Consider the following 22,874-nt stretch of genomic DNA (forward strand, 5'->3'; position numbering starts at 1 on the left):
ATTACCTCGTGGCACTAAGTAAAGTGTCAAAAATAGAACGTGCAGCAGAAAGCACCTGAGCTGAAGCCGCGTAAGATTGTTGAAAGCGCAGCAAATTAGCTGCTTCTTCGTCAAGGTTTACCCCAGATAACGACTCGTACCATGCCTCTGACTGCTGTGCGAGTGCGTCGAATGCTGCGCCGTTTGTTTTAGCTTGGCCTGTTACCACGCCAATGTCGGTTACTAATCCGGCATACGCTTGGTTAAACGTTTTATGGTTATCGGCATCTGAGCTTGAAACAACATTTTGGCGCACCAAGTCACCGTTTTGTAACTCGGCTAACTTTAAGCCATTGCGGTTATCGTCAAAGCCGCCTTTGTTAAACTCTAATGTAAAGCTATCGCCTGTGGCTGGCGAGCCTTCAATGTCAAAGTCAAAGCCATAATTATTGTATGGAGCACCAAGGCCAGCCAAAACATTTTTACCTGGTGGTGCAATAGTAATTGGCACATTAGCGCCGTTTCCATCGCTAATTAAGTAATCATTTGTACCCGCGGCTTTAACAATGGTTATATCTCCATTAGCGAGTGCAGGAGGAGTGGTAGTTGTAAAGCCACCAGCGGTAACACTACTCACACTGCCAGCAGAAATAGCGCCGCTACCGGTATTATTAACCCCATCGGCGGTGCGTATTGGCGATGCTAACGCTAGGTCTTCACCGCGCCCAGTTGTTAGCGATATATTTGCTGCGGCTTCTGAATTGAGCTTAATTTGAAATTTATCGCCTTCATTACCAGCACCAGCCATAGTTAACTGCAAGCCAAATAAATCAACACCAGGGTTATTTGCCGAGTTAATTTCGCCGCCGACAAATGTTGCTGTTGTAGCAGCGCCTAGTGGCTCGCCTTTATTATCTACTGGCTGAATACTCACTTCGTTTGGGTTTGCGGTATAAGTCACAATAAAATCACTGGCAGGTAAATTACTGCCTTTGCCGGGCTCTACTGTTGCACTAACCCCAGCACCACCGGTATTAGCTTGATAGGCAAAGCCTTTTGCCGTAGGTATATTGAATATATCGCCACCCAATTTACCGTTAGCATCCATTCCCAAGTGATTTTGCTGATTAAATGCATCAGCTAACGCTAAACCCATTTGGCCTATTTGATTTTGCGCAGGTACTAAAATATCGTCTCTGAAGGCAAGTAAACCACCTATTTTGCCTTTTAATTTACTGGCATCAACTTCAAGCGGCACAGCTTTGCCGCCATTTACATCTAAGCGCAGTTCTTTAAAATTTGGATCGGGGTCGCCGCGCATCGAAAACAAGTTAAACGAGCCGTTTTGCATTACAACCGCTTCACCGCTACCCATAAAAACAAGTTTTTCACCATTGGGGCCGTCAAGCGTTTCAATGTCGATTAACTCTGATAAATCGCGAATCGCTTTGTCGCGCTCGTTATATGTGCCGCTTGCAGCAGATGCGTTGTTAGTACCATTAACACCTGCTATTTGTTGGTTTAACGATCCTATTTTTTGAATTAAGGTGTTGGCTTCATCGGAGAATATTTCGAGCTGTTCATTTACAACATTTTTTTGATCCAGCACTATTCCCGACAACCTATCCATTTGGCTTATTAAGCTGTCGGCGTTAGTCATTACTAACGAACGTGCAACCGTTGACGATGGCTGATTAAGCGCTTCTTGCACTTTATTAAATAGCGAATTAATACCGGTCGATAAGCTATTCGCTTCTTGCGAAAATAACGTATCTACCCGATTTGCTTCACTTACAAACTGATCAAAAAACGTTTTATTTGAGGTGTCTCTGTTTAATTGTTTTTGTGCAAATTCATTAAGTAACCTGTAGGTATTACCTTTGCCAACTTGATTGTCGATCATGGTGCCATGCTCTGTACGCTCGCGCACATAGCCATCGGTATTTACATTGGCAATATTTTTACTGGTTGTTTGCAACAGATCAGTGTTTGCTCTTATTCCTGAATTAGCAATGTTTAATAAATTAAACGACATGTTACTTTACTCCTTGGCGGATCACGTTTGTTGCAATATTTTTTAGCTCGCTACTGTTAAGTACGCGCTTTATTTTATCCGCATAATTTGGGTCTGTTGCATAACCGGCTTGTTGTAATGAGTCTAAAAACGCTGCCGGTTTGCCGGTATTTTGTAATGCTTGTTGATAGCGTGGGTTTTGAGTTAAAAAATCAACAAAGTCGTTTACGCTGTCTTTTATTGAGTCGTAAGCTCTAAAACTGGCTTGTTTTTTAACTGCAGCACCTTGTTCAAACTCTAAGGTTACTTTGTTAGCTTTTTCACCCTGCCAGCTTTTATCTGACTTAATGTTAAATAAGTTATTTGAGCTGTTACCGTCGCTTTTATTAATAATATGCTTACCCCAACCGGTTTCAAGCGCTGCTTGAGCCACCATAACGGCAGGGTTTAAACCAATTTTTTTAGCCGCTGTTTTAGCATGCTCCCATACCGAACTTACAAACTCTTCGGCCGTTTCAAAGTTTGGCTTAGCTACTTCTGGCTTTTCGGTGTTCATAGCGCTTTTATCTACAGGCTCAGTTACGGCTTTTTTACGCTGTTGCTGCGGCAACTCTATGCCAGCACGCTGATCGCTTAAAAGATCGTTACTGGTTCTGAGTACTGACGCTGGAGTGTAATTTTTTGCCGTAGGAGAAAGTTGCTGCACTATTAAGTCGGCAAGCCCTAATGAACCATTAGACGAGAGCTCTGATGAAAGTTGCTGATCGTGCATTTCTTCAAAAAACTTTACGCTACTTGAATTTAATGGGCTTTCTTTGTCTTCGAAGGCTTCGCTGGCTTTGCGCATGCTTTTAAGCAACATTTGCGTAAATATAGCTTCAAATTGTGCCGCTGCTTTTTTGAGAGCCGCTTTTGAGGCATCACTAGACGCGTCGCCACTGTTTAGGGCATCTTTACGCAAAGCGTTTAAGTTACCTAAATCAAAAAAGTTTTGCTTATCGAGGTGATTTGTTTCCATCAGCTTTTTGACACAATAATGAATAATGTATAAAGCAATGCAAAAATTGAGCCAGAGGGGAAAGTGTGGAGCTATATGCCATCGGTTGTCAGCTTTTAAAACTGACCACCGATAGCATTACATTGTTTTAAATTACAACTAGCTGGCCGTTTATTGCGCCGGCTTCTTTTAGGGCTTCTAGTATTGCCATTAAATCGCCAGGTGCGGCGCCTACTTCGTTTATAGCGCGTACTAGGTCATCTAGGCTCACTCCAGGGTTAAATACAAATGCCCGTGAGTCGTCTTGTTTTATATCTATAATACTTTGCTGAGTAACAACGGTATCGCCATCGCTAAAAGCATTAGGTTGCGATACGTTTTGTTGCTCCGCAATAGTTACTGTTAAGCCACCATGGGTAATAGCCGCAGGTTGTAGCTTTACGTTTTTACCAATAACAATAGTACCGGTACGCGAGTTAACGATAATTTTTGCCGCTGTATCTGCTGGGGTAAACTCTAGGTTTTCGAGCGTTGATAAATAAGACACGCGCTGCGAGGCGTCTCTTGGGGCAATCACTCTAATAGACGCTGCATCGAGTGCTTGGGCACTATTTGGGCCTACTAAATCGTTTATGGTTTTTTCTAATCGCTTGGCGGTAGTAAAGTCTGGGCGATTTAAGTTAAAAGTAATATAGTCGTTTTGCATAAATGGGCTTTTAACTGCGCGCTCAACGGTTGCGCCATTTGGAATACGCCCCACTGTTGGCGTGTTTATAACGACTTTACTGCCATCAAGCCCTTCTGCGCCTAAACCACCTACAATTAAACTACCTTGGCCAATAGCGTATACGTTGCCGTCGACCCCTTTTAAAAAGGTTTGTAGTAAAGTACCACCGCGTAAACTACCTGCACTACCAATAGATGATACGGTAATATCTATAGTTTGCCCGGGCTTTCTAAAAGGCGGTAGCTCTGCATGCACTGCAACCGCAGCCACGTTTTTAATTTTTGGTTTTAAGCTTGCTGGTAACGTAATGCCAAAGCTGTTTAACATGCCTTTAAAGCTTTGCTCGGTAAATCGGCTTTGCTCGCCCGTACCAGGTAAGCCAACAACTAGGCCATAGCCTACTAATTGGTTTGAGCGTACGCCCTCAACCATAGACACATCTTTAATGCGCTCGGCCATGGCAGGACGTTGCCAGCCAAGTAACACCATTAAACAAAAAACTTTAAATACATTCATAATGAATGTCCTCTAAAAAGGAAAAAGTGAGCTACTAAAAAAGCGTGTTAGCCAACCGGCACTTTGCGCTTCTTGAGTTTGCCCTTTGCCCGAATATTGAATTCGTGCATTAGCAATTCTATTTGACTGTACGGTATTGTCTGCAGTTACATCTTCTGGCCTTACTAATCCCTCTAAACGAATAAATTCTTCGCCTGAGTTTAACGTTAGCCATTTTTCGCCGCGAATAACTAAATTACCATTAGGTAAAACACGCATTACGTTTACCGATATATCGCCGGCTAAACTATTTGACTGATTTGATTTTGAGTCGCCTTTAAATGACGTGTCGCTGCCAATACCAAATTGAATGCTGTCGCCGCCAATATTTACCGGCAATCCGCCTAAACCAATAACGGGGTCGAGTTTTGCGTCTGACTGCTTATCAGTTTCTGTTTTTGCCGCTTTAGAGGCTTGCGTAGATTCTTGCAATTTAACTGTAATTATATCGCCAGTACGCAGTGCTTTTTTATCGGCGTATAAGTCGTTCGATAAATACGTATTAAACAGTGAGCCATTAGCAACTGCCGGTTCAACATTGGGTTCTGGGTACATGGGCGCATAGTAAGGGTCGTCTTGTACTACATCACTATTTTGTGTAGACACACAGCCACTTAACAATAAAGTACCCGCTGCAAATAATATAATATTGCGCATAATAACCTCTAAAATATTATAATTGCTGATTGATGTAGCTCATCATTTCATCAACTGCCGAAATTACTTTTGAGTTCATTTCGTAAACACGCTGGGTTTCTATTAGGTTTACCAACTCTTCGGTTACGTTTACGTTTGACGTTTCTAGTGAACCTTGAATAATAGTGCCTAGCCCATCAACTCCAGGGTTACCCTGCACCGGCGCGCCACTTACCGCAGTTTCGGTGTAAAGGTTTTGCCCTATAGGCTCAAGGCCCGACGGATTAATAAAGTCACTAATGGTAATTTGCCCAATAACCACGTTATCGGCCTGCCCTGCAACACGTACAGACACTTCACCGTCTTGCGATACAGTTATTGATTGCGCGTCGTCGGGTACGTTCATTTCAGGCTGAACTACATAACCGGCACCCGAGGTTACAACTCGCCCGTCGCCATCGGTAGTAAATTGCCCGTTGCGCGAATAAGCAATATTGCCATCTGGCTGTAGTACTTCAAAAAAGCCTGAACCAGAAATCATCCAATCTAGTGAGTTTTCAGTAGTTAGCATATTACCTTGCGAAAAGTTTTTTTGGTTAGCTACCACTTTGGCACCAGCACCTAGCATTAAACCTGATGGCATTTCGGTATCTTGTGATGAGCGACCGCCTGGTTGATTAATGTTTTGGTAAAGTAAATCTTCAAAAACGGCGCGGCTTTTTTTATAACCAACCGTACTGGCGTTGGCTAAGTTATTTGAAATAACCGAAATGTCGGTTTGTTGGGCGTCAAGCCCTGTTTTACTGATCCACAATGCTGGATTCATAATCGTGTCCTCATTTTAAAGTTAAACTATGCGCAACAGCTGATCTTGCGATTGATCTATTTCTTCTGCTGTTTTCATTAGCTTTACTTGTAATTCAAATTGGCGTTGATGGCTGATCATATCGACCATTTCGTGTACCGGATTAACGTTCGACATTTCTAATGCGCCGCTTATCACTTGTACGTTAGCTGAGGTTTCAACCGTTTGATTTGGTTTTGGTCTAAATAAACCATCGTTACCTTTTTCAAGTGTTGAGTTATTTGCCTCAACCACTTTTAAACGATCAACCTCTTCTAAAAAGTTAGCCGGCGCGCCTTGTGGGCGTACTTGTATGGCACCGTCTTTACTAAATTCTATTTTTTCAATCGGGACTGGCAAAATAATAGGGCCGCCTTCGCCAATTACTTGACGACCACCGCTGGTAACTAACATGCCTTCGGCGGTAATATTAAGCGTACCTACTTTTGTATAAGCTTCGTTGCCGGAGGCGTCTTGTACACTCAGCCAGGCGTTATCGCTCATGGCAATGTCGAGCTCGCGACCGGTTTGCTGTATGCCGCCCGATGTCATGTTTGAACCTGGGCGCTCTTCCATAGAAAACACCCGCGATGGCAAACCTTCACCAAACGCTTGCATAGATCGAGCTTGGGCAAAGTCGGCTTTAAAACCTGTAGTGTTTGCGTTCGCCAAATTATTGGCTTTAAGGGCAAGCCCCATTAAGCTTTGCTTAGCGCCAGACGCGGCAATGTAGACCATTTTATCCATAACATCGACTCACTTAAAAATCTCTGTAAGAACAAATGCAATATATGCGCCAGATTAAATTTAATACTAAAACTGTTATTTTGAAGGGGCGTAAATACGCATGAAAAAACAATAAAAAGAAGGGGGAATTTGTTTGTTTTTTCTAAAGCGACAGCGTCTCTTAACCTCTTTGTAAATATGCTTTTTTGCACTTAGTGCCACGGTGGCAAGCCCGTTGCCTACACCTAAACCAAACATTGTGCTTAGCTAATTTTTAGCTAAATCTGACAACAGCCCTTTCGTACAAAGAGAAGTAAATGAGGGTAAATGAGAAAAGAACAGTAAATTTGTTTGTACTTTATCTAAAGCGACAGCGTCTCTTAACCTCTTTGTAAATATGCTTTTTTGCACTTAGTGTCACGATGGCAAGCCAATCGCCTAAAATAAAAAAGGCTGCAATTAAGCAGCCTTGAATATTCAAATTAATAAATTGTGCTTTATCTAATTTGCAGAATACTTTGCTGAATTGTTGAGTTAACTTCCAGCGCTCGCGAGTTTGCTTGGAAATTACGCTGTGCGCTAATCAAATCAACTAGTTCGTTAGTTAAGTTTACGTTTGACTGCTCAAGCGCTGATGAGTTGATATTACCTAATGTGCCAGAGCCTGGTTCACCAGCAATAGGCTCGCCTGACGCTATACTCGCTTTCCAACCTGTGCTGCCCACTTGTTGTAAACCTTGTGAGTTTGAAAAACGTACCATAGCCACTTGGCCTAAAAATGTAGAGTCGCCATTACTGTACGAAGCCACAACTTTACCATCGGCACCAATATCAATACCCGCTAAACGGCCAACCGTTGCACCATCTTGCTCAAGTGCTTTTACTTCAAAGCGACTTGCGTATTGAGTAGGTATTTTATTAGCTGTACCAGTTTCATCACGCCAGTTAATTTCAACAGGCGCTGGGAAGGTAGCGCCATTGGTTAATAAATCAGAAAGCCCCGCTGTACCACCGCCACCAGCTGCAATAGACAATGGATTAAAAGTATTACTTACGTTTGGCGTGCCATCTGTACTTTGCGGTAAGCCACTTGAGTCAAACTTAAAAGTAGTCATAGGAGTGTACGGAGCTACTGTTTGTTCAACCCCATTGGCACCAAAGGATTTACCATCAAGTGTTGAATGTACGCTCCATTGATTTTCATTACCAAGTACTGCAGGGTCGCTTTTTACAAAAAACAGCTGCAATACATGTGGCTCACCGAGTGAGTCATACACGGTTGTAGAGGTTGATGAATTATAAGTTGCACTTTCGGTAGGGTTAAACGCAATTGTAGGTGCAATTGATCGTGAATCTAAATTAAATGAGCTATACACGCTTGAAGTAGCACGCGGCGATCCTGACGAGTCAGGTATTTGTAAAGCCGATGAAGTGCTTAAACTCACTGATGTAGTATCGCCTGTTGAAGGGTCAACCGGAAAGCCTTGTAAAAAGCTGCCATTTGCATCTACCACAAAGTTGTCTTTGTTTAACTTAAATGCGCCGGCACGTGTGTAAGTAAAATCTTGCGCGCCTAGGTCTTGGCTGGTTGCAAAGTAACCTTCACCGGTAATCGCTAAATCTAACGAGTTATTGGTAAACTGTAATGATCCTTGATGAAATTGTTGTGCAACCATAGTCGTTTGCACGCCATCACCATTTTTTGTTTTACCCGAACTAAATACCGACGATGCATACACGTCAGCAAATTCTGCGCGCGACTCTTTAAAACCCGTAGTATTTACGTTGGCTATATTATTTGCCGTAACGTTTAAATCTTTTTGTGCGGCAGCAAGGCCGGATAATGCAATATTGAAGCTCATAATTGACCTCTAAACTATTTAATTTTTAGCCCGCTGGCTAATGAATCTTTTACGCGATTTCTGCAACATCAGTCAGCCTAACCGCACCTTCTTTAGTGTTAATAATGATGCCATTTGCACCATTAATATTCACACTCTCAATATTTTTAAAGGTAGCAATTGGCAGGCTCGAAAACTCACCATTAGTACTCCCTTCGGCTTTAATTTTATATTCACCAGGGGGTAGGCGCTCACCTGCTTCATTTTTACCATCCCATGCAAAACGCACTGCACCTGCTGGTTGCGAGCCTAAATCTATAGTTCTAACTAACTGCCCAGACTCATCTTCAATTCTAAGCTTTAAGCTTTCAACTGGCTTTTCGGCAACAACTGAGCCTCGTGCATCACCTGCTGCATTTAAATCTAATGTGTCAGACTCTAAAAGCGCCTGCTTGCCTACTAATGTAGATGCTTGCAGTGCTGAATTCGATGTCATTGATGCAGCTAAAGCTTCAAAGTTAGAGTTTAAATTTGAAATTCCCTCAGCCATAGTAAAGCTAGTCATTTGCGCAATCATCTGATCGTTATCAGCCGGTTTACTCGGATCTTGAAACGACAGTTGCTGCGTTAGTAATGAGAAAAAATCTTCTTGGGTTAACGCATCACTCTTGTCTTTACTGGCTGCTTGTTTTTCTTGCCACCGTAAAGAGTCTAAATAGGATGAAGATGTACTAATATCGTTACTCATAACCTACCCTCTGTTACCGCTGGCCTAGCAGCAGTGTTTTACTTAACATTTGCTTTGCTGCATCGGCAACTTGCACATTTGTTTGATACGAACGAGAGGCAGAAATCATGTTTGCCATCTCCTCAACAACATTAACGTTGGGTTTATAGATATAGCCATTTTCATCCGCACTTGGATGGTTTGGGTTATATTCGATTTGTAATGGTTTGTTGCTCTCAACAATGCCTAATACTTTAACGCCAACAGCGGAGCCCTGTGGATTACTTGCTGATGCTGAAGCTTTAGTAAGCTCAGCAGCAAATACAGGTTGTCGCGCTCGGTAAGTTTTATCCTGAGAAGAACTAATAGTATTCGCATTAGAAATATTACTTGCGGTAGTGTTTAAACGCACATTTTGTGCGCTCATACCAGAACCAGCAATATCAAAAACATTATATAAACTCATAATTATTATCCTTGGCTACCGAGTGCTTTTTTCAGACCTTTAAATCTGCCGCTTAAAAATTGCAAGCTGGCCTGATACTCCATAGCATTCTGTGCATACAAGTTTCGTTCCACCTGTATATCAACTGAGTTGCCATCACCTGTATCTGGTTGATTTGCATTACGAAACATTTCTGAACCACCAACTTCTTTACTACCACCGGCAATGTGTTTACTGTTGGTTCTAACCATACTATTGCCGCCTTGTTGGTGTGACTTTGCCGTTTTTAGTGCAGAGGCAAAGTCTATATCTTTTGCTTTATAGCCCGGCGTATCAGCATTAGCGATATTGGTAGCGAGCATTTCGGCTCTTTGCGAACGGATCAACATAGCGTGCGGGTGCACACCAAGCGCTTTATCAAAACTGATAGCCATAACCATCTCCAAAAAATTGACTTAGCTTGAACAAAGCAAGAAATAAGCCATTTAACTAATTTTTGTTTAAAGTTATTTACTAAACTGATTAAACATAGCTATTTAAAGTGCGGGTTTTAGGGAGATTTTAAGGCAATAAGTAAATTGATATGAGCCAATACAGTTATTATAAAAAATGCCAGCAGTTAAAAACTCTAAAGCACATTTGCACAATGGATGCGAATGGGAGTAAATGAGCAGTGATTTAAACAGATAATTTATCTATTTTTTCTTCTCTAAAGCGCAGCACTTCATAGCCTTTTTGTGGATATATTTGCTTAAATATATTGGCACAATGCGCTTTAAATAAGGGGAGGTGCGAAGCTATAACTTATACAGAGTGCTTGGTAATACGCAAAGCTTGGCTAATTACTTGCTGATCACTAAAACGAAAAACGACGCTAGATGCGTCGTTTAAATAATGCTTAAAATGTGCAAGTTGCTCGCACTTCACCACACTTGCAGTTATTTCTTTTGATAAATAATACCAGGGTTACATCTAACCATATCAAAATCGTTACTTAAACCACTCATCGATTCCGACGCACCTAAAAGTAAATAACCTTTAGGATTAAGTGCTTGAGAAAATTTAGCAATAATTTTTGCTTTTACTTCTGGTGCAAAGTAAATCAACACATTGCGGCAAAATATAATATCAAACTTGCCTAAAAGCGCGTATGAGTCGAGTAAATTAAGGTGTCTAAAGTTAACCTGCTTTTTTATTGGATCAATAACCTGAGCCATACCATTGCCGCTGTCTTTAAAAAACTTTTTGCGGCGTTCGACCGAGAGCCCTCTTGCTAGTGCTAACGCGTCATACTCGGCGTGTTTACACATATCCAGCATAGTATTTGATATATCGGTAGCCACTATTTGCGCTCCCATGCGTAAAACCCCAGGAGAACTTGTCTGAAACTCAGCAACCGACATAGCAATTGAATATGGTTCTTGACCAGAAGAGCTTGCCGCAGACCATATTTTTAATGGTCTGTTAAGCCCTTTAAACTCTGGAAACAGTTTAGTTTTTAATAACTCAAACGGATATTGATCTCTAAACCATAGGGTTTCATTGGTGGTCATTGCATCAACCACTGCAGCGCGTAATTGGCGCTCATGCAAACCCAACGTTTTATTTACTAGCTGTGACAAAGACTCAACATTAAATCGCTTCATTAACGGCGCTAAACGGCTTTTAACCAAGTATTGTTTGTTTTCGCCTAATACAATACCGCACTGTTGTTCTAAAAATAAGCGAAATTGATCGTATTCACTTTGCTGTAAATCTTTACTATTCAAATCAATAACACCTATATTTATTAATCACAATGAACCCATTTTCTTACTGCTGTTGCGAGTTCGTCGGGATTAAATTTTGCAATAAAGTCATCTGCACCTACTTTTTCAACCATGGCCTGATTAAACACGCCACTTAACGAGGTATGTAAAATAACATGTAATGGTGCCAATTTAGGATCGGCTTTTATTTCGGCGGTTAATGTATAGCCATCCATTTCAGGCATTTCTACATCCGAAATAAGTAACCCTACACGTTCTGTAATATCGTTTACGCAGTCATGTTCGGCTATTTCTTTTAATCGCTTAAGTGCTTCTTTACCATTTTTGGCAAGCTCAGTTTGAACGCCAAGTGGCTCTAATGCTCGCTTAACTTGGTTTCGTGCTACTGCTGAGTCATCGGCAATAAAAACAATTCGCTCGCCTAAATCTTTTTTAATGTCACCTTGTGTAGCCGCAACATCGGCACTTACTTCGGTATTAACTGGGCAAATTTCGTTTAATATTTTTTCTACATCTAAAATTTCAACTAATTCGTTTTCTATTTCAGTTACAGCAGTTAAGTAAGAATACCGGCCTGCACCTGGCGGTGGCGGCATTATTTTTTCCCAGTTCATATTTACAATACGCTCTACACCGCCAACTAAAAAGCCTTGAACGGTACGATTATATTCAGCAATAATTATAAAACTGTCTTTAATATTTTCAATTGGACGCCCACCCACAGCCATAGAAAGGTCGATAACCGAAATAGTTTGGCCGCGAATATGGGCAACACCACGAATGTAAGCATTTGATTTTGGCATATTGGTAAGAGGAGGACATTGCAGTACTTCTCTCACTTTAAACACATTAATCCCAAAACGCTGACGCCCTCTGAGTTTAAATAGTAGTAGCTCTAAGCGGTTTTGCCCCACCAACTGGGTTCGTTGGTTTACTGAGTCTAAAATACCTGCCATTCAAATCTCCTAAAAAACAAACTATACGGAACGATAATTGCTTTGAATCTATAAAGTCACATAATACAACGGGAGCGTCTACTTTTTGACGCTAAATATTTATACCCTGTTTTAACCTATAAGCATAGCCGAAACATTATGAGTTTGTTAAAAAAAATCAGAAGATACAGTGTTTTTTATGTTCTTACTAGCCTCTGTTTAACTTTGCCTTTAGAGGCAAAAGTATTTAGCAAAGACATATTACAACAAATGGCTATAACTCATGTTGCTGCGCAAATTAACAACCTTGATGAAAATAAAATACAGCTTAGTGCGTTACCGCTCGACCCCCGCACTCCCGATCGCAGTTGCGAATCAGAGCCTGAGTTATTACTCCCCAGCGATCCGCCTTTTAATCGCCAAGTAACATTACAAATAAAATGTAACGACACTAACAACTGGGCCCAGTATGTACACGTAAGAGTAACCGAAACGGCTCCTGTTGTAGTTGCTAATGTAAATTTAGCTCGCGGCGAAGTAATAACTGCGGCGCATTTAAGTATTGAAATGCGCTCAACTCACTTTATCAGAGTACAATATTTAGATAACCCAGCATTATTAATAGGCAGCCGAAGTAAACGAAATATACGCAGCGGAATGCCACTTTTACTTAGCCAAATATGCATGGTGTGCAAAGGCGATGCTGTAAATATTAATGCTAATATTAAGGGCTTAAAAGTTAAAACAACCGGTATTGCACTTGAGGATGGTAGCCTTGGCGAGCAAGTTAAAGTAAAAAACAAAAAAACCGGTAAAGTTTTAAATGCACGCGTAGATGGTGTAGAGTCTGTACAAGTTAATATATAATTTAAATTTATACTAAAGTATCTTATGTATATGCCGATAACTTGGCATTAGTTGGGTAATATACAGGTTTAATATTATGGTAGGTCAAGTTAATAAAAGTAATCAACAAGCAAATGTGTTAACTAACACTAAGCAGCAAAAAGTTGATATACAAAGAGATAATGCAAATACGCAAGCTGCACAGTCTTCGGCGCCTAAAGCTGCCAGCGACTCTGTAAGCTTAACCCCGCAAGCTAAACAGCTAAAAACTCTGCAAGATAAAGCGCAGCAGTCTCCTGGTTTTGATACCGATAAAGTGGCAGAGCTTAAAAAAGCAATCACTGAGGGTAAATACCAAATAGACAGCGAAAAACTTGCAAAAAACCTAGCTGAATTTGAGTTTAACGTTTATGGCTGATCACAATAGTTTAATTACCATTAAACTAAATGAGCAACACAATTGCTTAGAATCACTTAATATTTTATTAAATGACGAGCTAACATCTATTGCCTCGCGCCGTGGTGAAGGTTTAAAAGAAATTGCCCAACAAAAAATGTCTTTTTTAACCACGCTAAGCAACCTCGATAAAGAGCTCAACAAGTTGATTGCCAATAACGATGAGCAAACAACCGAGATCACCGATTTAATTAAACTAATACGCAGCAAGCTTGAGCAATGCCAAAAGCAAAATGAAGTAAATGCCCACGCAGCGCATCAAGCACAATTAAGCGTTAAACAATTAAAAGATATTTTAATTGGTGCCCCCTCTTCTATGACCTACGACCAAGCCGGTAGTGTAATAAACACCGATAATAACTTGGTACGTAATTTAAAAGCTTAATTTAAAAACTTAATTAAAAATAACGTCCTACATAATAAAAAAGCCTTAACTGTTGATCAGCTAAGGCTTTTTTGTTTTTAGAGTTACTAACGTTTTTAGGGGGCTAGTAATAAGTTACTTTTTTAACTTCTCGGGGTTTAATTTCGCCTATGTACAGGTCGTGCACGCGTTTCATATTTAGTTCAAGCTCAGTTATATAGGTGTCGTCTACCGCGTAGGCTTTTATAACTTGTGCGCCTTTAATAATGCCCTGCACTTTGCTTTGTAGGTAATCGTCTTGTGCTATTGAACCTGCAACAGTAGTACCTGCGGTAATTTGTTGCCCATACACTTGCTCTGCAAGCTCTCGATACGCTTCTAGCTTAGAAGCTTTAATAGCCATTAACTGCTTTTGCGACTTATTAACACCCGACTGCAGGCTAATAGGTGCATAACCCACGGCTTTTAATACCGGGTAGTTGTTTGGCTCTACATATTTGTATTCAACGTGCTTATCAAACATATTGCTACAACCGCTTAAGGTTATGCATCCTAACGTGATAAGTAATGGCATTACTCGCATAGTACCTAGCCCTAAAAAACAAATTAAATAATTATACGATACTTATGCAGGTTTAATGCCATTGACACTTAAGTGGTATTTACTCACAAATAATATTGGTACGCTCCTTGCTGTATAACTTATGCTAATAGCTAAAATTTAACTGGAGTAAATGTATGAATTCGTTTTTATCATCGGTATTTGCAGGATTAAGCGCAACTGCTTTATTAACGTTTTCGCCTTTTACTGCAGCGCAGTGGTATGAATCGACCGGCCATGCACAAGTTAAAAGTAGCGATGTAGGCGCAGCTAAATCTGCAGCAATTAAAGATGCCATTACACAAGCGTTAGTGTTCTCTGGTGCGCGGGTAAGCTCGGTGCAAACCTTAGTAGACGGCGTGCTAATGCAAGATCAGCTTAAAATAAGCAGCCATGGCGAAATTCAAAAAATAGAACTTGTGAGCGAAGAACGTCATAATAATCAGCTAGCTATTACACTACGCTTAGATATTTTTGCGCAAACAGAGCAATGCCCACAAAGTAGTTTTAAAAAGTTTGTGGCCGTTACCCAAAGCCAGCTTAATCATCGTGAGCAAGCCCGCATGGGTCAAATATTTGACATAGATAAAGCGGTTAGCAAAAATATTTATACCGCATTGCAAAAGTCAAAAATGAGCGCTGTACCTATTGCTTATTACAACAACGCAATAAAGGTCGATAAGTATTTTTCGCAGCAACACGACTACTCTAATGCGCAACTAGAAGATATTTCCTCGCGTAGTAACGCGCAGTACGTTTTATTAAGCCAAATAACCAACCTATCAACTAGCGATAAGCTCAATAGCGACTATGCCTTTTGGCAAGACGAAAGCTATCAACGTAGTTACCAAATAGAGTTTACCCTTTTTGATGGCACTACTTATGAACAGCTTTGGCAAAATAGCTATAAAAACCAAGCTATTTGGCCATTTGAAAAAACCGCTATTGTTGATGTTAACAGTAGTATGTTTTGGCAATCACCCTATGGGCAAAGCATAAACGATATAAACCAAACGCTAAGTTACGATTTACAATCAGCTATGGCCTGCTTGCCTACTCAAGGAAAAATTATGCACCTTGATCAGGGCAACATAGTGATTAACTTAGGTAAAGCACATGGTCTTAAAAAAGGTCAACTACTTAGCATAGCACACCACAATTACCTAACAGACGCTTTAGGCAATACTATGCCGCATAAAGTAATTACCCTTAATAGCATTCGTGTTGAGCAGTTATATCAACAAAGTGCCATTGCGGTAAGCATTAATAATGCACCACTTCCGGGCGTGCAAATTAACGATATAGTCGAAATAGTTAGCCAAAACCTTTAATTCAACGATTTAGTTAATTTAGCCTTTAAATTAGGGTGAGCCGACAACCATTCACCCAATTGTTCAACCCCCGATAAATGCGGGTAATGCTTTCTACATGCAAATACTATATTGCGCTGCTGATTAGGATAAATAGCTAAATAATTAACCCCTACGCGCTCAGTACAAGCCAATTTAGGCACAAATGTAACCCCGTCATCCATAGCCACCAGCGCCAGTAATGTTTCTAAACTATTACCCTGATACTGGCTCGACACATTAACTCCTGCCGAAAAACAAAACTGTTGGGCTTGATCTTTAAAGCAATGGCCATCACTTAACATTAATAGGCTGCATCCTTGTAATTCGCGCAGCGCTACTTTTTTTTGCTGAGCTAATGAATTATCGTGTGATACAGCAACTAAAAAATCTTCTTTGTATAAATTAACGCTATGGTACTTTTTGAGCTCGGGTACATCAGCCAAAATTGCAAAGTCGAGCTCACCGTTATCTAGCGCTTCTAAAATTGTAGCGGTTTGCATTTCAATAAACGAAAAGCGACTATTAATAAACGCCTCTTTCATTGAAGTGAGTAATACCGGCAGTAAATAAGGCGCAATGGTTGGAATAATACCAATAGTTAACTTACCCTGTAGCGGCTCGTTTGACGTAGCAGCAAGCTCTTTAAGTATTTGTGTTTGTTCTAAAATAACATTAATTTGTGTTAATAAACGCTCGCCTTTAGCGGTTAATGTTACCTGCTTAGTAGAGCGGTCAAATAAAGTAACACCTAGCTCCTGTTCAAGTTTTTTTACTTGGCCACTTAAGGTAGGCTGGCTTACAACGCACGCATCGGCCGCTTTACGAAAGTGCTTAAAGTGCGCTATGGCTTTTACATACTCTAAATCTTTTAAGTTCATATTCATTACCAGACTGATAGTTTATACCTATCAGTTTAATACAAACAAACGATTGGAACTATATTTAAATCACCGCCATAATGGCTATCAACAAATCAAGAGGAACAAAAATTATGTTAAACAATATTGAAGGCAAAAAAATCCCAAGCGTTACATTTGCAACTCGTCAAAACGATGAATGGAAATCAGTAACAACAGACGACATTTTTAAAGGTAAAACGGTTGTTGTATTTTCACTACCGGGTGCATTTACACCAACGTGTTCGTCTACTCATTTACCACGTTACAACGAACTGGCTGGCGTACTTAAGCAAAACGGCGTTGACGAAATTGTATGTTTATCGGTAAACGACACCTTTGTAATGAACGCATGGGCTGAGCATCAAGAAGCGCAAAACATTACTTTACTACCAGACGGTAACGGCGAATTTACTGACGGCATGGGCATGTTAGTAGATAAAAACGACCTAGGTTTTGGTAAGCGCAGCTGGAGATACTCTATGCTTGTAAAAGATGGCGTGATCGACAAAATGTTCATCGAACCAGATTTACCAGGCGACCCGTTTGAAGTATCTGACGCAGATACAATGCTTGATTACATCAACCCTAAGCAAGCTAAACCAGAGCCAGTAACTGTATTTACTAAACCTGGTTGTCCGTTCTGTTCAAAAGCTAAAGCGCTTCTTACAGAAAAAGGCTTTGCATTTGAAGAAATTGTTATGGGCTCAGGCGCATCACTAACAAGCCTTAAAGCAGTATCTGGCCGTGAAACCGTTCCACAAGTATTTATTGGCGGTAAGCACATTGGTGGCTCAGACGATTTAGAAAAATACTTTGCTTAATTAATAATTTTGCTCAATTAGTAAATATAAATAGGGGCACTGGTTGCCCCTATTTTATAAGGAAAAAATAATGAAAGAATTGCAAACCGACGTTGTTGTTATTGGTGCGGGTACTGCGGGTTTAAGTGCTTATCGTAATGCTAAACAATTTACAAATAACGTACTTATGATCGAATCAGGCCCTTACGGCACTACCTGCGCACGAGTTGGTTGCATGCCGAGTAAATTATTAATTGCAGCTGCTGAAGCTGCGCACTCAATCACAATGGCACCTGCATTTGGTGTACATAGCTCTGCACCACGTATTAATGGTAAAGAAGTGATGGCACGCGTTAAAAGCGAACGCGACCGCTTTGCCGGATTTGTAGTAGAAGCTGTAGATGAGCTTCCAAGCGATGACAAAATTCGTGGCTATGCTAAATTTTTAGACGCAAACCGCATACAAATAGATGATCACACCATAATTACTGCTAAACGCTTTGTTATAGCAACCGGCTCACGCCCTTCATACCCTGGCGTACTTAATAATTTTGGCGACAAATTAATTATAAACGACGACGTATTTGACTGGGACGACCTTCCAGAATCGGTAGCCGTATTTGGCCCAGGTGTTATAGGCCTTGAAATTGGCCAAGCACTGCACCGTTTAGGCGTTAAAGTAAAATTATTTGGTGTTGGTGGTGCAATTGGCCCCCTTACCGACCCAGTAGTAAAAGACTACGCAAACACCGTATTTGCCGAAGAATTTTTTGTTGATACCGACTCAAACGTATCCGACATGATGCAAGTAAACAACAAAGCGCAGCTTACTTACACCGACAAACAAGGTGCTAAACACACCGAGCAATTTGACTACGTACTTGCCGCAACGGGGCGCGTACCAAACACAGATAAACTCGGCTTAGAAAACACCGGTATTGAACTTGATGAGCGCGGCGTACCTGTTGCTAATGCTAAAACAATGCAATGTGGCGATTCAAATATATTTATCGCAGGCGACGCCAGTAATATGCTGCCACTATTACACGAAGCATCCGATCAAGGCCTAATAGCTGGCCAAAATGCTGGACGCTTCCCCGATGTACAGCCAGGATTACGCAGAGCAAAAATTGCCGCCGTATTTAGCGACCCGCAAATAGCCATGGTTGGCGAAAGTTATAAAGAGATCACCACTCGCTTAGGCAGCTGCGACTGTTTTGAAATAGGCGAAGTAAGCTTTGAAAACCAAGGCCGCAGCCGCGTCATGCTTAAAAACAAAGGGCACATGCGTGTTTACGCCGAGCAAGGCACAGGGTTATTTTTAGGGGCAGAGTTTATCGGCCCACAAGCCGAGCATTTAGCTCACCTACTAGCATGGGCGGTACAAAACAAAATGACCGTACCACAAATGTTAGAAATGCCTTATTACCACCCAGTGATCGAAGAAGGGCTACGCACAGCGCTGCGCGACTTAAACGCCAAACTTAAATTTGGCCCAGATATTGTAAATTCATGTATGGAATGTGGCCCAGGGGCATAGGCTTAGGGCTTAGGGCTTAGGGCTTAGGGCTTAGGGCTTACAAGGTCAAATAAAAATAATCAGCGAGTAAATTTATTTACTCGCTTTTTTATGCTCAACTTAAAGCGAGTGACAGCCAATCGATAATGCAAAACAGCGATATTAATTGATAACATACTTTTTCGTTGGGTTTCGCTTTGCTCAAGCCAACCTACGTAAAAATTAACCACCCATGTTACGTTTAACACGACTCGCCAGCGCGACAAAACCTGAATAAAGTTTTTTATATCACGACCTAGCTTTAACTTAGTGCTGTAATATTTATTCGACTGAAGTGATAAATTGAATTAGATGTTTAAAATACAGAAGTATTAATAATCTTTTTTTGAAAATGAATGCCTGAGTTAGCACAGCTACATATGTGCTAGATGAAGTTTGAACTTCAAAGCACCAACCCCATAACTCATTGATTTTACTGGTAGCCCCTGCAAGAATCGAACTTGCAACTGCCCCTTAGGAGGGGGCCGTTATATCCATTTAACTAAGAGGCCTAAACTGAGGCTAAAATTATAACGGCATTGTCTTTTTTGGATCAAGTGCAAACTGAGTTTAATTACTTGATAAGTAGATATCTTCTTTGTTTAAAACGTATATTGGTATAAATTTTCGGCTACTAGCAACGACTTGTTTATTATTTACGTTTATAACTCGGGTATTCACTGTAACGCCATTAGCGCGGTATATTAACGTACCACCGAGTACATGGCTTGCCATATGCTTTTTGCTAAGGTTTTTTATGTCTCGTGAAAAAACAAAGTCGCCACGACGATTAACGTTTATTGCATCACTCGTTTTAAAATCAACCACCCCATAACCAAACTTTTGTAGTTGATGAATGAGTGTTTCTGATATTTGGTTACCCAGCTGGTTGCTGTTATTTAAGGTGGCATCTAAATCAACTATGCTTGTTACCGCTATATTTATGCTCTCATCAAGCTCACTGCTAGACTCTAGGGTGTCGACTAAATCAAGCGCCATTTGCTCTACATAATTAACCAGGGTTTTATGATGTTTTAACGGCGTAAATTGTCGCGACGAGTCGTATTCGCTCTGCGTTTGTAGCCCTTGTGCATGCTCATAACGAGCATTCACATCAAAATGAGTGTCTGCATTATTAGTTTTAACCTGCTTATTATTACCCGCAGTAGAGCACCCTGCTAATCCTAGCAGGATAAATAATGCGGTAACGCTATTTAATTTGTAACCCATTATTGCCTCACTCATTTACTGGCTTGTTTAAGCATAATGCCATCGGTTCTGTAGCTACTATTAAGTGCATCAACCACTGACTGAGGAATAAAGCCTTGCGCTGTTCCTACTACGGCTTTACTAGCTAAGCCAATAATACGTGCATTTACAAGCACACCACCTTGATGGCTTACTAAAGTACCGGCTAAAACATAGTTAAAGTTTTGATCTTGGTTTAGCTCAAGGTAGTCGCGGCTAAATACAAAATCGCCGCTTGGAGTTACGCGCATATAATCGGTAGTTTTAAAGTCGATAACAGGTATGCCAAAGCTGTGTAGTTCATGCATGAAACTTTCGGCAATTTGATTTCCTAACAAACTTGCGTCGTTGTAATCATCATCTAAAAACACAAAACTTGAAACGGCCAGTGGTGTTTTTTCGTTCACATATTGTAGGTTTTCTACCATGCTTTGCATTATGCCACGCACATAATGATTAATGTTTTTACGTGATGGCGTGCTCGATTTTGAATAATTAGTATGTTGCCCTAACCCCGACTGATATACCTGATTGTCGGTCATTGGGGCTGCCACTGCACGCTCGCCATTAGCCAATTGTACTGAGTTGTTTTGATTTTTTTGTGTGGTGTCTGAGTTCATGCCTGTTAGCATTTGTGAGCACCCAAAGCCCAATGGCAAACATAATGTAAGTAATAGCTTTTTCATTTTGTGCTCCTAATTAGTATTCGCTGCGATATAAATTATTATCGCGTTGCTGAACTTTTTCACTGCCCCACATTACATTAATCGGGATTTCGGTACTGCCAGCTGATAAAACGTGTTTATTATTAATATTAACCAATCGGGCATTAACAATGTAAGCATGTTGCTGGCGCGTAACTGTGCCGGTAATAATTAAGTCAATATTCTGACGTTCGCGCAGTTTAGTTATATCTCTGCTAAGCGCGCTTTCGGCGTTAGATGCTAAATTTATATTATTACTTAAACGGTACTCAACGGTGTTATATCCCAATTGAGTGAATTGTGTTAGCAGGCTTTCTTGAATTTGCTGGCTTAAACCTTCAGCTTGGCCGCTGGGAAGCTTTGAATCTAGCGCGTTTGCGTAATAAAAGCTGCTTACCCCAATGCGAGAGTTACCGCTTAAAGGCCCTTTAAAGTGACTAAGCTGATAAGTTAAGTTATTTACGTAGTCGTTAACCGTATAAGGTGCCATGGTTGCTATACGCGCAGGCGTGCTCACACTTGGCTCAGGCTGTGGTGTTAAGCTACATGCTGCTAAGTTTACTAATAATAACGGTAATAAAAGGCGCATAGTTGCCATCCTCAAAAAACATGACAATAACAAAGCAATTACTATGCCTATTTATAATTTTAATGGTTGTTCTGTGTAATTACTAACAATACAACCCACTTGATGCTGCTTTAGTATATCGCAATCTGCCGTTGCATTTTTTTGAAGTTTATAAGCGCCAATTTTTAAGCGATAAAAAGTAACCCCTTTAACCTTTGCGGTTTCTACGTTGGCAATAAATGGGCTTGCTAATAGTTTTGTAGCCTTAGATTTCACTTCATTATAACTTTGGGTTAATCGTATCCAATCGGTAACCGATGCGACCTGCAGGGCAAACAATGGCTGTATTACTTTAGGTTGTACGGTTGCTTTGGCTTGCACATTAACAGCCTCTTCTGACGCTGTAGTGTCTTGATTTAGGTTGCTCCCCTCTTGCTTTAGATTACTTTGTGTTGTCGACTCTCGTTGCGCTACTTCATTTAATTGGCTAATAAGTAACTTTAAATCGTGTTCAATAACAAGCAAACGTCTAACGCCTGCTTTGGCTTGTTGCCATTGTTGAGATGATGCTCTTAATTGCGCTAATTCTTCTGCCGAAATAGTAACCTCATTACTAACCTTATTTGTGGTAGTAACATTGTGTTGAGCCTCTTTAACTTTACTACTGCATCCACAAAGTACAATTAGGCTAATACTTAACAATCTCATTAGCTGTTGTTTTATCATATTATTTGCCTTTTAAATTTTTACTTGGCTATTAAATTAGCATTGAACTTACAAACTGCATTGCTGGGTTTTAACTGCTGTATTAATTTTAGCTCGACTTATAGGTATGTGTTAGCACACAGGTAAATTGAGTTTCAACGTTATAACTAATCAGCTTTAAATACCTAAAACATACTTCGCTAAATTTTTTGGGTGTAATTGCCCACAAAACAAGCTACTTGCTGCTGTATTAAGGTTTTACAATCGCTTTGTGCTGCAGCTTTATTTTTATAAGAGCCTAGCTTTAATCGATACAAAGTAACTTTGTTAGCTACTACAGGCTCGATATTAACGACTGTTTTAGTATGTATTATGTTTGGGGCTTTTAACTTTAATTGCGCTAATGCGCTATGAAGTGCGGGCTCATTTTTAAAAGCACCGACTTGTATAGAAAATAATGCTGGGGATTTATCTAACCGAGTATTTAAATTAAATATTGTGTAACTATTCAGCCTCATCTGAAATGAATATATCAGGCAGCTGATTTTTGAATAATAACTCAAGGGCTAGGCTTGCA

General features: G+C 40.5%; 24 protein-coding genes and 1 tRNA gene. 6 read left to right on the forward strand and 19 right to left on the reverse strand.

Features of this window, described 5'->3' with window-relative positions:
* Window position 1 precedes the first annotated feature (1 nt).
* The 12 genes from flgK to J5X91_RS10675 all read right to left on the reverse strand — a co-directional run bounded on the left by flgK (window position 2) and on the right by J5X91_RS10675 (window position 12,216).
* Window positions 2-2,014 carry a flagellar hook-associated protein FlgK gene (flgK, locus tag J5X91_RS10620; RefSeq protein ID WP_208834815.1) on the reverse strand — a complete coding sequence of 671 codons (2,013 nt, stop codon included), beginning with the start codon at window positions 2,012-2,014 and terminating at the stop codon, window positions 2-4.
* A 1-nt stretch (window position 2,015) separates the two neighbouring features.
* Entirely contained in the window at window positions 2,016-3,011 is a 996-nt protein-coding gene (gene flgJ, locus J5X91_RS10625; RefSeq protein ID WP_179807094.1) for a flagellar assembly peptidoglycan hydrolase FlgJ, read from the reverse strand.
* Window positions 3,012-3,138: 127 nt separating this feature from the next.
* Complete coding sequence (locus J5X91_RS10630) at window positions 3,139-4,233, reverse strand: flagellar basal body P-ring protein FlgI (protein WP_208834817.1); 1,095 nt, start codon at window positions 4,231-4,233, stop codon at window positions 3,139-3,141.
* A gap of 12 nt (window positions 4,234-4,245) precedes the next feature.
* Window positions 4,246-4,929 (reverse strand): flagellar basal body L-ring protein FlgH, encoded by a 684-nt coding sequence (gene flgH, locus J5X91_RS10635; protein WP_208834821.1) that lies wholly within the window; start codon window positions 4,927-4,929, stop codon window positions 4,246-4,248.
* Between the two features lie 16 nt (window positions 4,930-4,945).
* Window positions 4,946-5,734: a flagellar basal-body rod protein FlgG gene (flgG, locus tag J5X91_RS10640; RefSeq protein ID WP_011327468.1), complete on the reverse strand. Its 789-nt coding sequence runs from the start codon at window positions 5,732-5,734 to the stop codon at window positions 4,946-4,948.
* A gap of 21 nt (window positions 5,735-5,755) precedes the next feature.
* Window positions 5,756-6,499: a flagellar basal body rod protein FlgF gene (locus J5X91_RS10645; RefSeq protein WP_011327467.1), complete on the reverse strand. Its 744-nt coding sequence runs from the start codon at window positions 6,497-6,499 to the stop codon at window positions 5,756-5,758.
* A 476-nt stretch (window positions 6,500-6,975) separates the two neighbouring features.
* Complete coding sequence (gene flgE / locus J5X91_RS10650; protein WP_208834825.1) at window positions 6,976-8,340, reverse strand: flagellar hook protein FlgE; 1,365 nt, start codon at window positions 8,338-8,340, stop codon at window positions 6,976-6,978.
* A 49-nt stretch (window positions 8,341-8,389) separates the two neighbouring features.
* On the reverse strand, window positions 8,390-9,067 hold the full coding sequence (locus J5X91_RS10655) for a flagellar hook assembly protein FlgD (RefSeq protein WP_208834829.1): 678 nt from the start codon (window positions 9,065-9,067) through the stop codon (window positions 8,390-8,392).
* 13 nt (window positions 9,068-9,080) lie between these two features.
* Window positions 9,081-9,512, reverse strand: a complete 432-nt coding sequence (gene flgC, locus J5X91_RS10660) for a flagellar basal body rod protein FlgC (protein ID WP_011327464.1) — start codon at window positions 9,510-9,512, stop codon at window positions 9,081-9,083.
* A gap of 5 nt (window positions 9,513-9,517) precedes the next feature.
* Complete coding sequence (gene flgB / locus J5X91_RS10665) at window positions 9,518-9,925, reverse strand: flagellar basal body rod protein FlgB (protein ID WP_041454356.1); 408 nt, start codon at window positions 9,923-9,925, stop codon at window positions 9,518-9,520.
* 504 nt (window positions 9,926-10,429) lie between these two features.
* Window positions 10,430-11,260 (reverse strand): protein-glutamate O-methyltransferase CheR, encoded by an 831-nt coding sequence (locus J5X91_RS10670; RefSeq protein WP_197182178.1) that lies wholly within the window; start codon window positions 11,258-11,260, stop codon window positions 10,430-10,432.
* 20 nt (window positions 11,261-11,280) lie between these two features.
* Entirely contained in the window at window positions 11,281-12,216 is a 936-nt protein-coding gene (locus J5X91_RS10675; protein WP_011327460.1) for a chemotaxis protein CheV, read from the reverse strand.
* Window positions 12,217-12,354: 138 nt separating this feature from the next.
* Here J5X91_RS10675 and flgA point away from each other — a divergent pair, with 138 nt between their 5' ends.
* From flgA to flgN, 3 genes are all read left to right on the forward strand, one after another.
* A complete protein-coding gene (gene flgA, locus J5X91_RS10680; RefSeq protein ID WP_011327459.1) occupies window positions 12,355-13,062 on the forward strand; it encodes a flagellar basal body P-ring formation chaperone FlgA in 708 nt (235 codons plus the stop codon).
* Between the two features lie 76 nt (window positions 13,063-13,138).
* A complete protein-coding gene (gene flgM / locus J5X91_RS10685; protein WP_179807091.1) occupies window positions 13,139-13,459 on the forward strand; it encodes a flagellar biosynthesis anti-sigma factor FlgM in 321 nt (106 codons plus the stop codon).
* Window positions 13,452-13,883: a flagellar export chaperone FlgN gene (gene flgN, locus J5X91_RS10690; protein ID WP_011327457.1), complete on the forward strand. Its 432-nt coding sequence runs from the start codon at window positions 13,452-13,454 to the stop codon at window positions 13,881-13,883. The genes flgM and flgN overlap by 8 nt, the downstream gene beginning before the upstream one ends.
* A gap of 103 nt (window positions 13,884-13,986) precedes the next feature.
* Here flgN and J5X91_RS10695 read toward each other — a convergent pair whose 3' ends face one another.
* The gene (locus J5X91_RS10695; RefSeq protein WP_011327456.1) at window positions 13,987-14,445 is read right to left on the reverse strand and encodes an LPP20 family lipoprotein; all 459 of its coding nucleotides are present in this window, start codon (window positions 14,443-14,445) and stop codon (window positions 13,987-13,989) included.
* 155 nt (window positions 14,446-14,600) lie between these two features.
* Here J5X91_RS10695 and J5X91_RS10700 point away from each other — a divergent pair, with 155 nt between their 5' ends.
* A complete protein-coding gene (locus J5X91_RS10700; RefSeq protein ID WP_011327455.1) occupies window positions 14,601-15,794 on the forward strand; it encodes a flagellar assembly protein FlgT in 1,194 nt (397 codons plus the stop codon).
* Here the strand turns inward: J5X91_RS10700 and J5X91_RS10705 are convergent.
* Window positions 15,791-16,693 (reverse strand): LysR substrate-binding domain-containing protein, encoded by a 903-nt coding sequence (locus J5X91_RS10705; protein WP_208834831.1) that lies wholly within the window; start codon window positions 16,691-16,693, stop codon window positions 15,791-15,793. The two genes, J5X91_RS10700 and J5X91_RS10705, sit on opposite strands and share 4 nt — an antisense overlap.
* 113 nt (window positions 16,694-16,806) lie before the next feature.
* Here J5X91_RS10705 and J5X91_RS10710 point away from each other — a divergent pair, with 113 nt between their 5' ends.
* Window positions 16,807-17,535, forward strand: a complete 729-nt coding sequence (locus J5X91_RS10710; RefSeq protein ID WP_179807089.1) for a glutathione peroxidase — start codon at window positions 16,807-16,809, stop codon at window positions 17,533-17,535.
* Window positions 17,536-17,605: 70 nt separating this feature from the next.
* The gene (locus tag J5X91_RS10715; protein WP_208834832.1) at window positions 17,606-19,054 is read left to right on the forward strand and encodes a dihydrolipoyl dehydrogenase; all 1,449 of its coding nucleotides are present in this window, start codon (window positions 17,606-17,608) and stop codon (window positions 19,052-19,054) included.
* Between the two features lie 455 nt (window positions 19,055-19,509).
* On the opposite strand, the gene J5X91_RS10720 is transcribed toward J5X91_RS10715, so the two are convergent.
* The 5 genes from J5X91_RS10720 to J5X91_RS10740 all read right to left on the reverse strand — a co-directional run bounded on the left by J5X91_RS10720 (window position 19,510) and on the right by J5X91_RS10740 (window position 22,318).
* A tRNA-Arg gene (locus tag J5X91_RS10720) sits at window positions 19,510-19,584 on the reverse strand.
* Between the two features lie 58 nt (window positions 19,585-19,642).
* Window positions 19,643-20,302 carry a FlgO family outer membrane protein gene (locus J5X91_RS10725; RefSeq protein WP_179807087.1) on the reverse strand — a complete coding sequence of 220 codons (660 nt, stop codon included), beginning with the start codon at window positions 20,300-20,302 and terminating at the stop codon, window positions 19,643-19,645.
* Window positions 20,303-20,313: 11 nt separating this feature from the next.
* Window positions 20,314-21,006, reverse strand: coding sequence for a FlgO family outer membrane protein (locus tag J5X91_RS10730; protein WP_011327450.1), 693 nt, complete (start codon window positions 21,004-21,006; stop codon window positions 20,314-20,316).
* A gap of 13 nt (window positions 21,007-21,019) precedes the next feature.
* Window positions 21,020-21,613, reverse strand: a complete 594-nt coding sequence (locus tag J5X91_RS10735; RefSeq protein ID WP_208834833.1) for a FlgO family outer membrane protein — start codon at window positions 21,611-21,613, stop codon at window positions 21,020-21,022.
* A 51-nt stretch (window positions 21,614-21,664) separates the two neighbouring features.
* The gene (locus tag J5X91_RS10740) at window positions 21,665-22,318 is read right to left on the reverse strand and encodes an SPOR domain-containing protein (RefSeq protein ID WP_182684476.1); all 654 of its coding nucleotides are present in this window, start codon (window positions 22,316-22,318) and stop codon (window positions 21,665-21,667) included.
* Between the last annotated feature and the right edge of the window lie 556 nt (window positions 22,319-22,874).

Origin of the sequence: Pseudoalteromonas sp. K222D (assembly GCF_017653575.1) — a bacterium.
Classification (GTDB): domain Bacteria; phylum Pseudomonadota; class Gammaproteobacteria; order Enterobacterales; family Alteromonadaceae; genus Pseudoalteromonas; species Pseudoalteromonas nigrifaciens.

Bases quoted from the DNA above. Each gene is read 5' to 3' on its own strand.
- flgK (WP_208834815.1), bottom strand. From the start codon at position 2,014: ATGTCGTTTAATTTATTAAACATTGCTAATTCAGGAATAAGAGCAAAC.
- flgJ (WP_179807094.1), bottom strand. From the start codon at position 3,011: ATGGAAACAAATCACCTCGATAAGCAAAACTTTTTTGATTTAGGTAAC.
- J5X91_RS10630 (WP_208834817.1), bottom strand. From the start codon at position 4,233: ATGAATGTATTTAAAGTTTTTTGTTTAATGGTGTTACTTGGCTGGCAA.
- flgH (WP_208834821.1), bottom strand. From the start codon at position 4,929: ATGCGCAATATTATATTATTTGCAGCGGGTACTTTATTGTTAAGTGGC.
- flgG (WP_011327468.1), bottom strand. From the start codon at position 5,734: ATGAATCCAGCATTGTGGATCAGTAAAACAGGGCTTGACGCCCAACAA.
- J5X91_RS10645 (WP_011327467.1), bottom strand. From the start codon at position 6,499: ATGGATAAAATGGTCTACATTGCCGCGTCTGGCGCTAAGCAAAGCTTA.
- flgE (WP_208834825.1), bottom strand. From the start codon at position 8,340: ATGAGCTTCAATATTGCATTATCCGGCCTTGCTGCCGCACAAAAAGAT.
- J5X91_RS10655 (WP_208834829.1), bottom strand. From the start codon at position 9,067: ATGAGTAACGATATTAGTACATCTTCATCCTATTTAGACTCTTTACGG.
- flgC (WP_011327464.1), bottom strand. From the start codon at position 9,512: ATGAGTTTATATAATGTTTTTGATATTGCTGGTTCTGGTATGAGCGCA.
- flgB (WP_041454356.1), bottom strand. From the start codon at position 9,925: ATGGCTATCAGTTTTGATAAAGCGCTTGGTGTGCACCCGCACGCTATG.
- J5X91_RS10675 (WP_011327460.1), bottom strand. From the start codon at position 12,216: ATGGCAGGTATTTTAGACTCAGTAAACCAACGAACCCAGTTGGTGGGG.
- flgA (WP_011327459.1), top strand. From the start codon at position 12,355: ATGAGTTTGTTAAAAAAAATCAGAAGATACAGTGTTTTTTATGTTCTT.
- flgM (WP_179807091.1), top strand. From the start codon at position 13,139: ATGGTAGGTCAAGTTAATAAAAGTAATCAACAAGCAAATGTGTTAACT.
- flgN (WP_011327457.1), top strand. From the start codon at position 13,452: ATGGCTGATCACAATAGTTTAATTACCATTAAACTAAATGAGCAACAC.
- J5X91_RS10695 (WP_011327456.1), bottom strand. From the start codon at position 14,445: ATGCGAGTAATGCCATTACTTATCACGTTAGGATGCATAACCTTAAGC.
- J5X91_RS10700 (WP_011327455.1), top strand. From the start codon at position 14,601: ATGAATTCGTTTTTATCATCGGTATTTGCAGGATTAAGCGCAACTGCT.
- J5X91_RS10705 (WP_208834831.1), bottom strand. From the start codon at position 16,693: ATGAACTTAAAAGATTTAGAGTATGTAAAAGCCATAGCGCACTTTAAG.
- J5X91_RS10710 (WP_179807089.1), top strand. From the start codon at position 16,807: ATGTTAAACAATATTGAAGGCAAAAAAATCCCAAGCGTTACATTTGCA.
- J5X91_RS10715 (WP_208834832.1), top strand. From the start codon at position 17,606: ATGAAAGAATTGCAAACCGACGTTGTTGTTATTGGTGCGGGTACTGCG.
- J5X91_RS10725 (WP_179807087.1), bottom strand. From the start codon at position 20,302: ATGGGTTACAAATTAAATAGCGTTACCGCATTATTTATCCTGCTAGGA.
- J5X91_RS10730 (WP_011327450.1), bottom strand. From the start codon at position 21,006: ATGAAAAAGCTATTACTTACATTATGTTTGCCATTGGGCTTTGGGTGC.
- J5X91_RS10735 (WP_208834833.1), bottom strand. From the start codon at position 21,613: ATGCGCCTTTTATTACCGTTATTATTAGTAAACTTAGCAGCATGTAGC.
- J5X91_RS10740 (WP_182684476.1), bottom strand. From the start codon at position 22,318: ATGATAAAACAACAGCTAATGAGATTGTTAAGTATTAGCCTAATTGTA.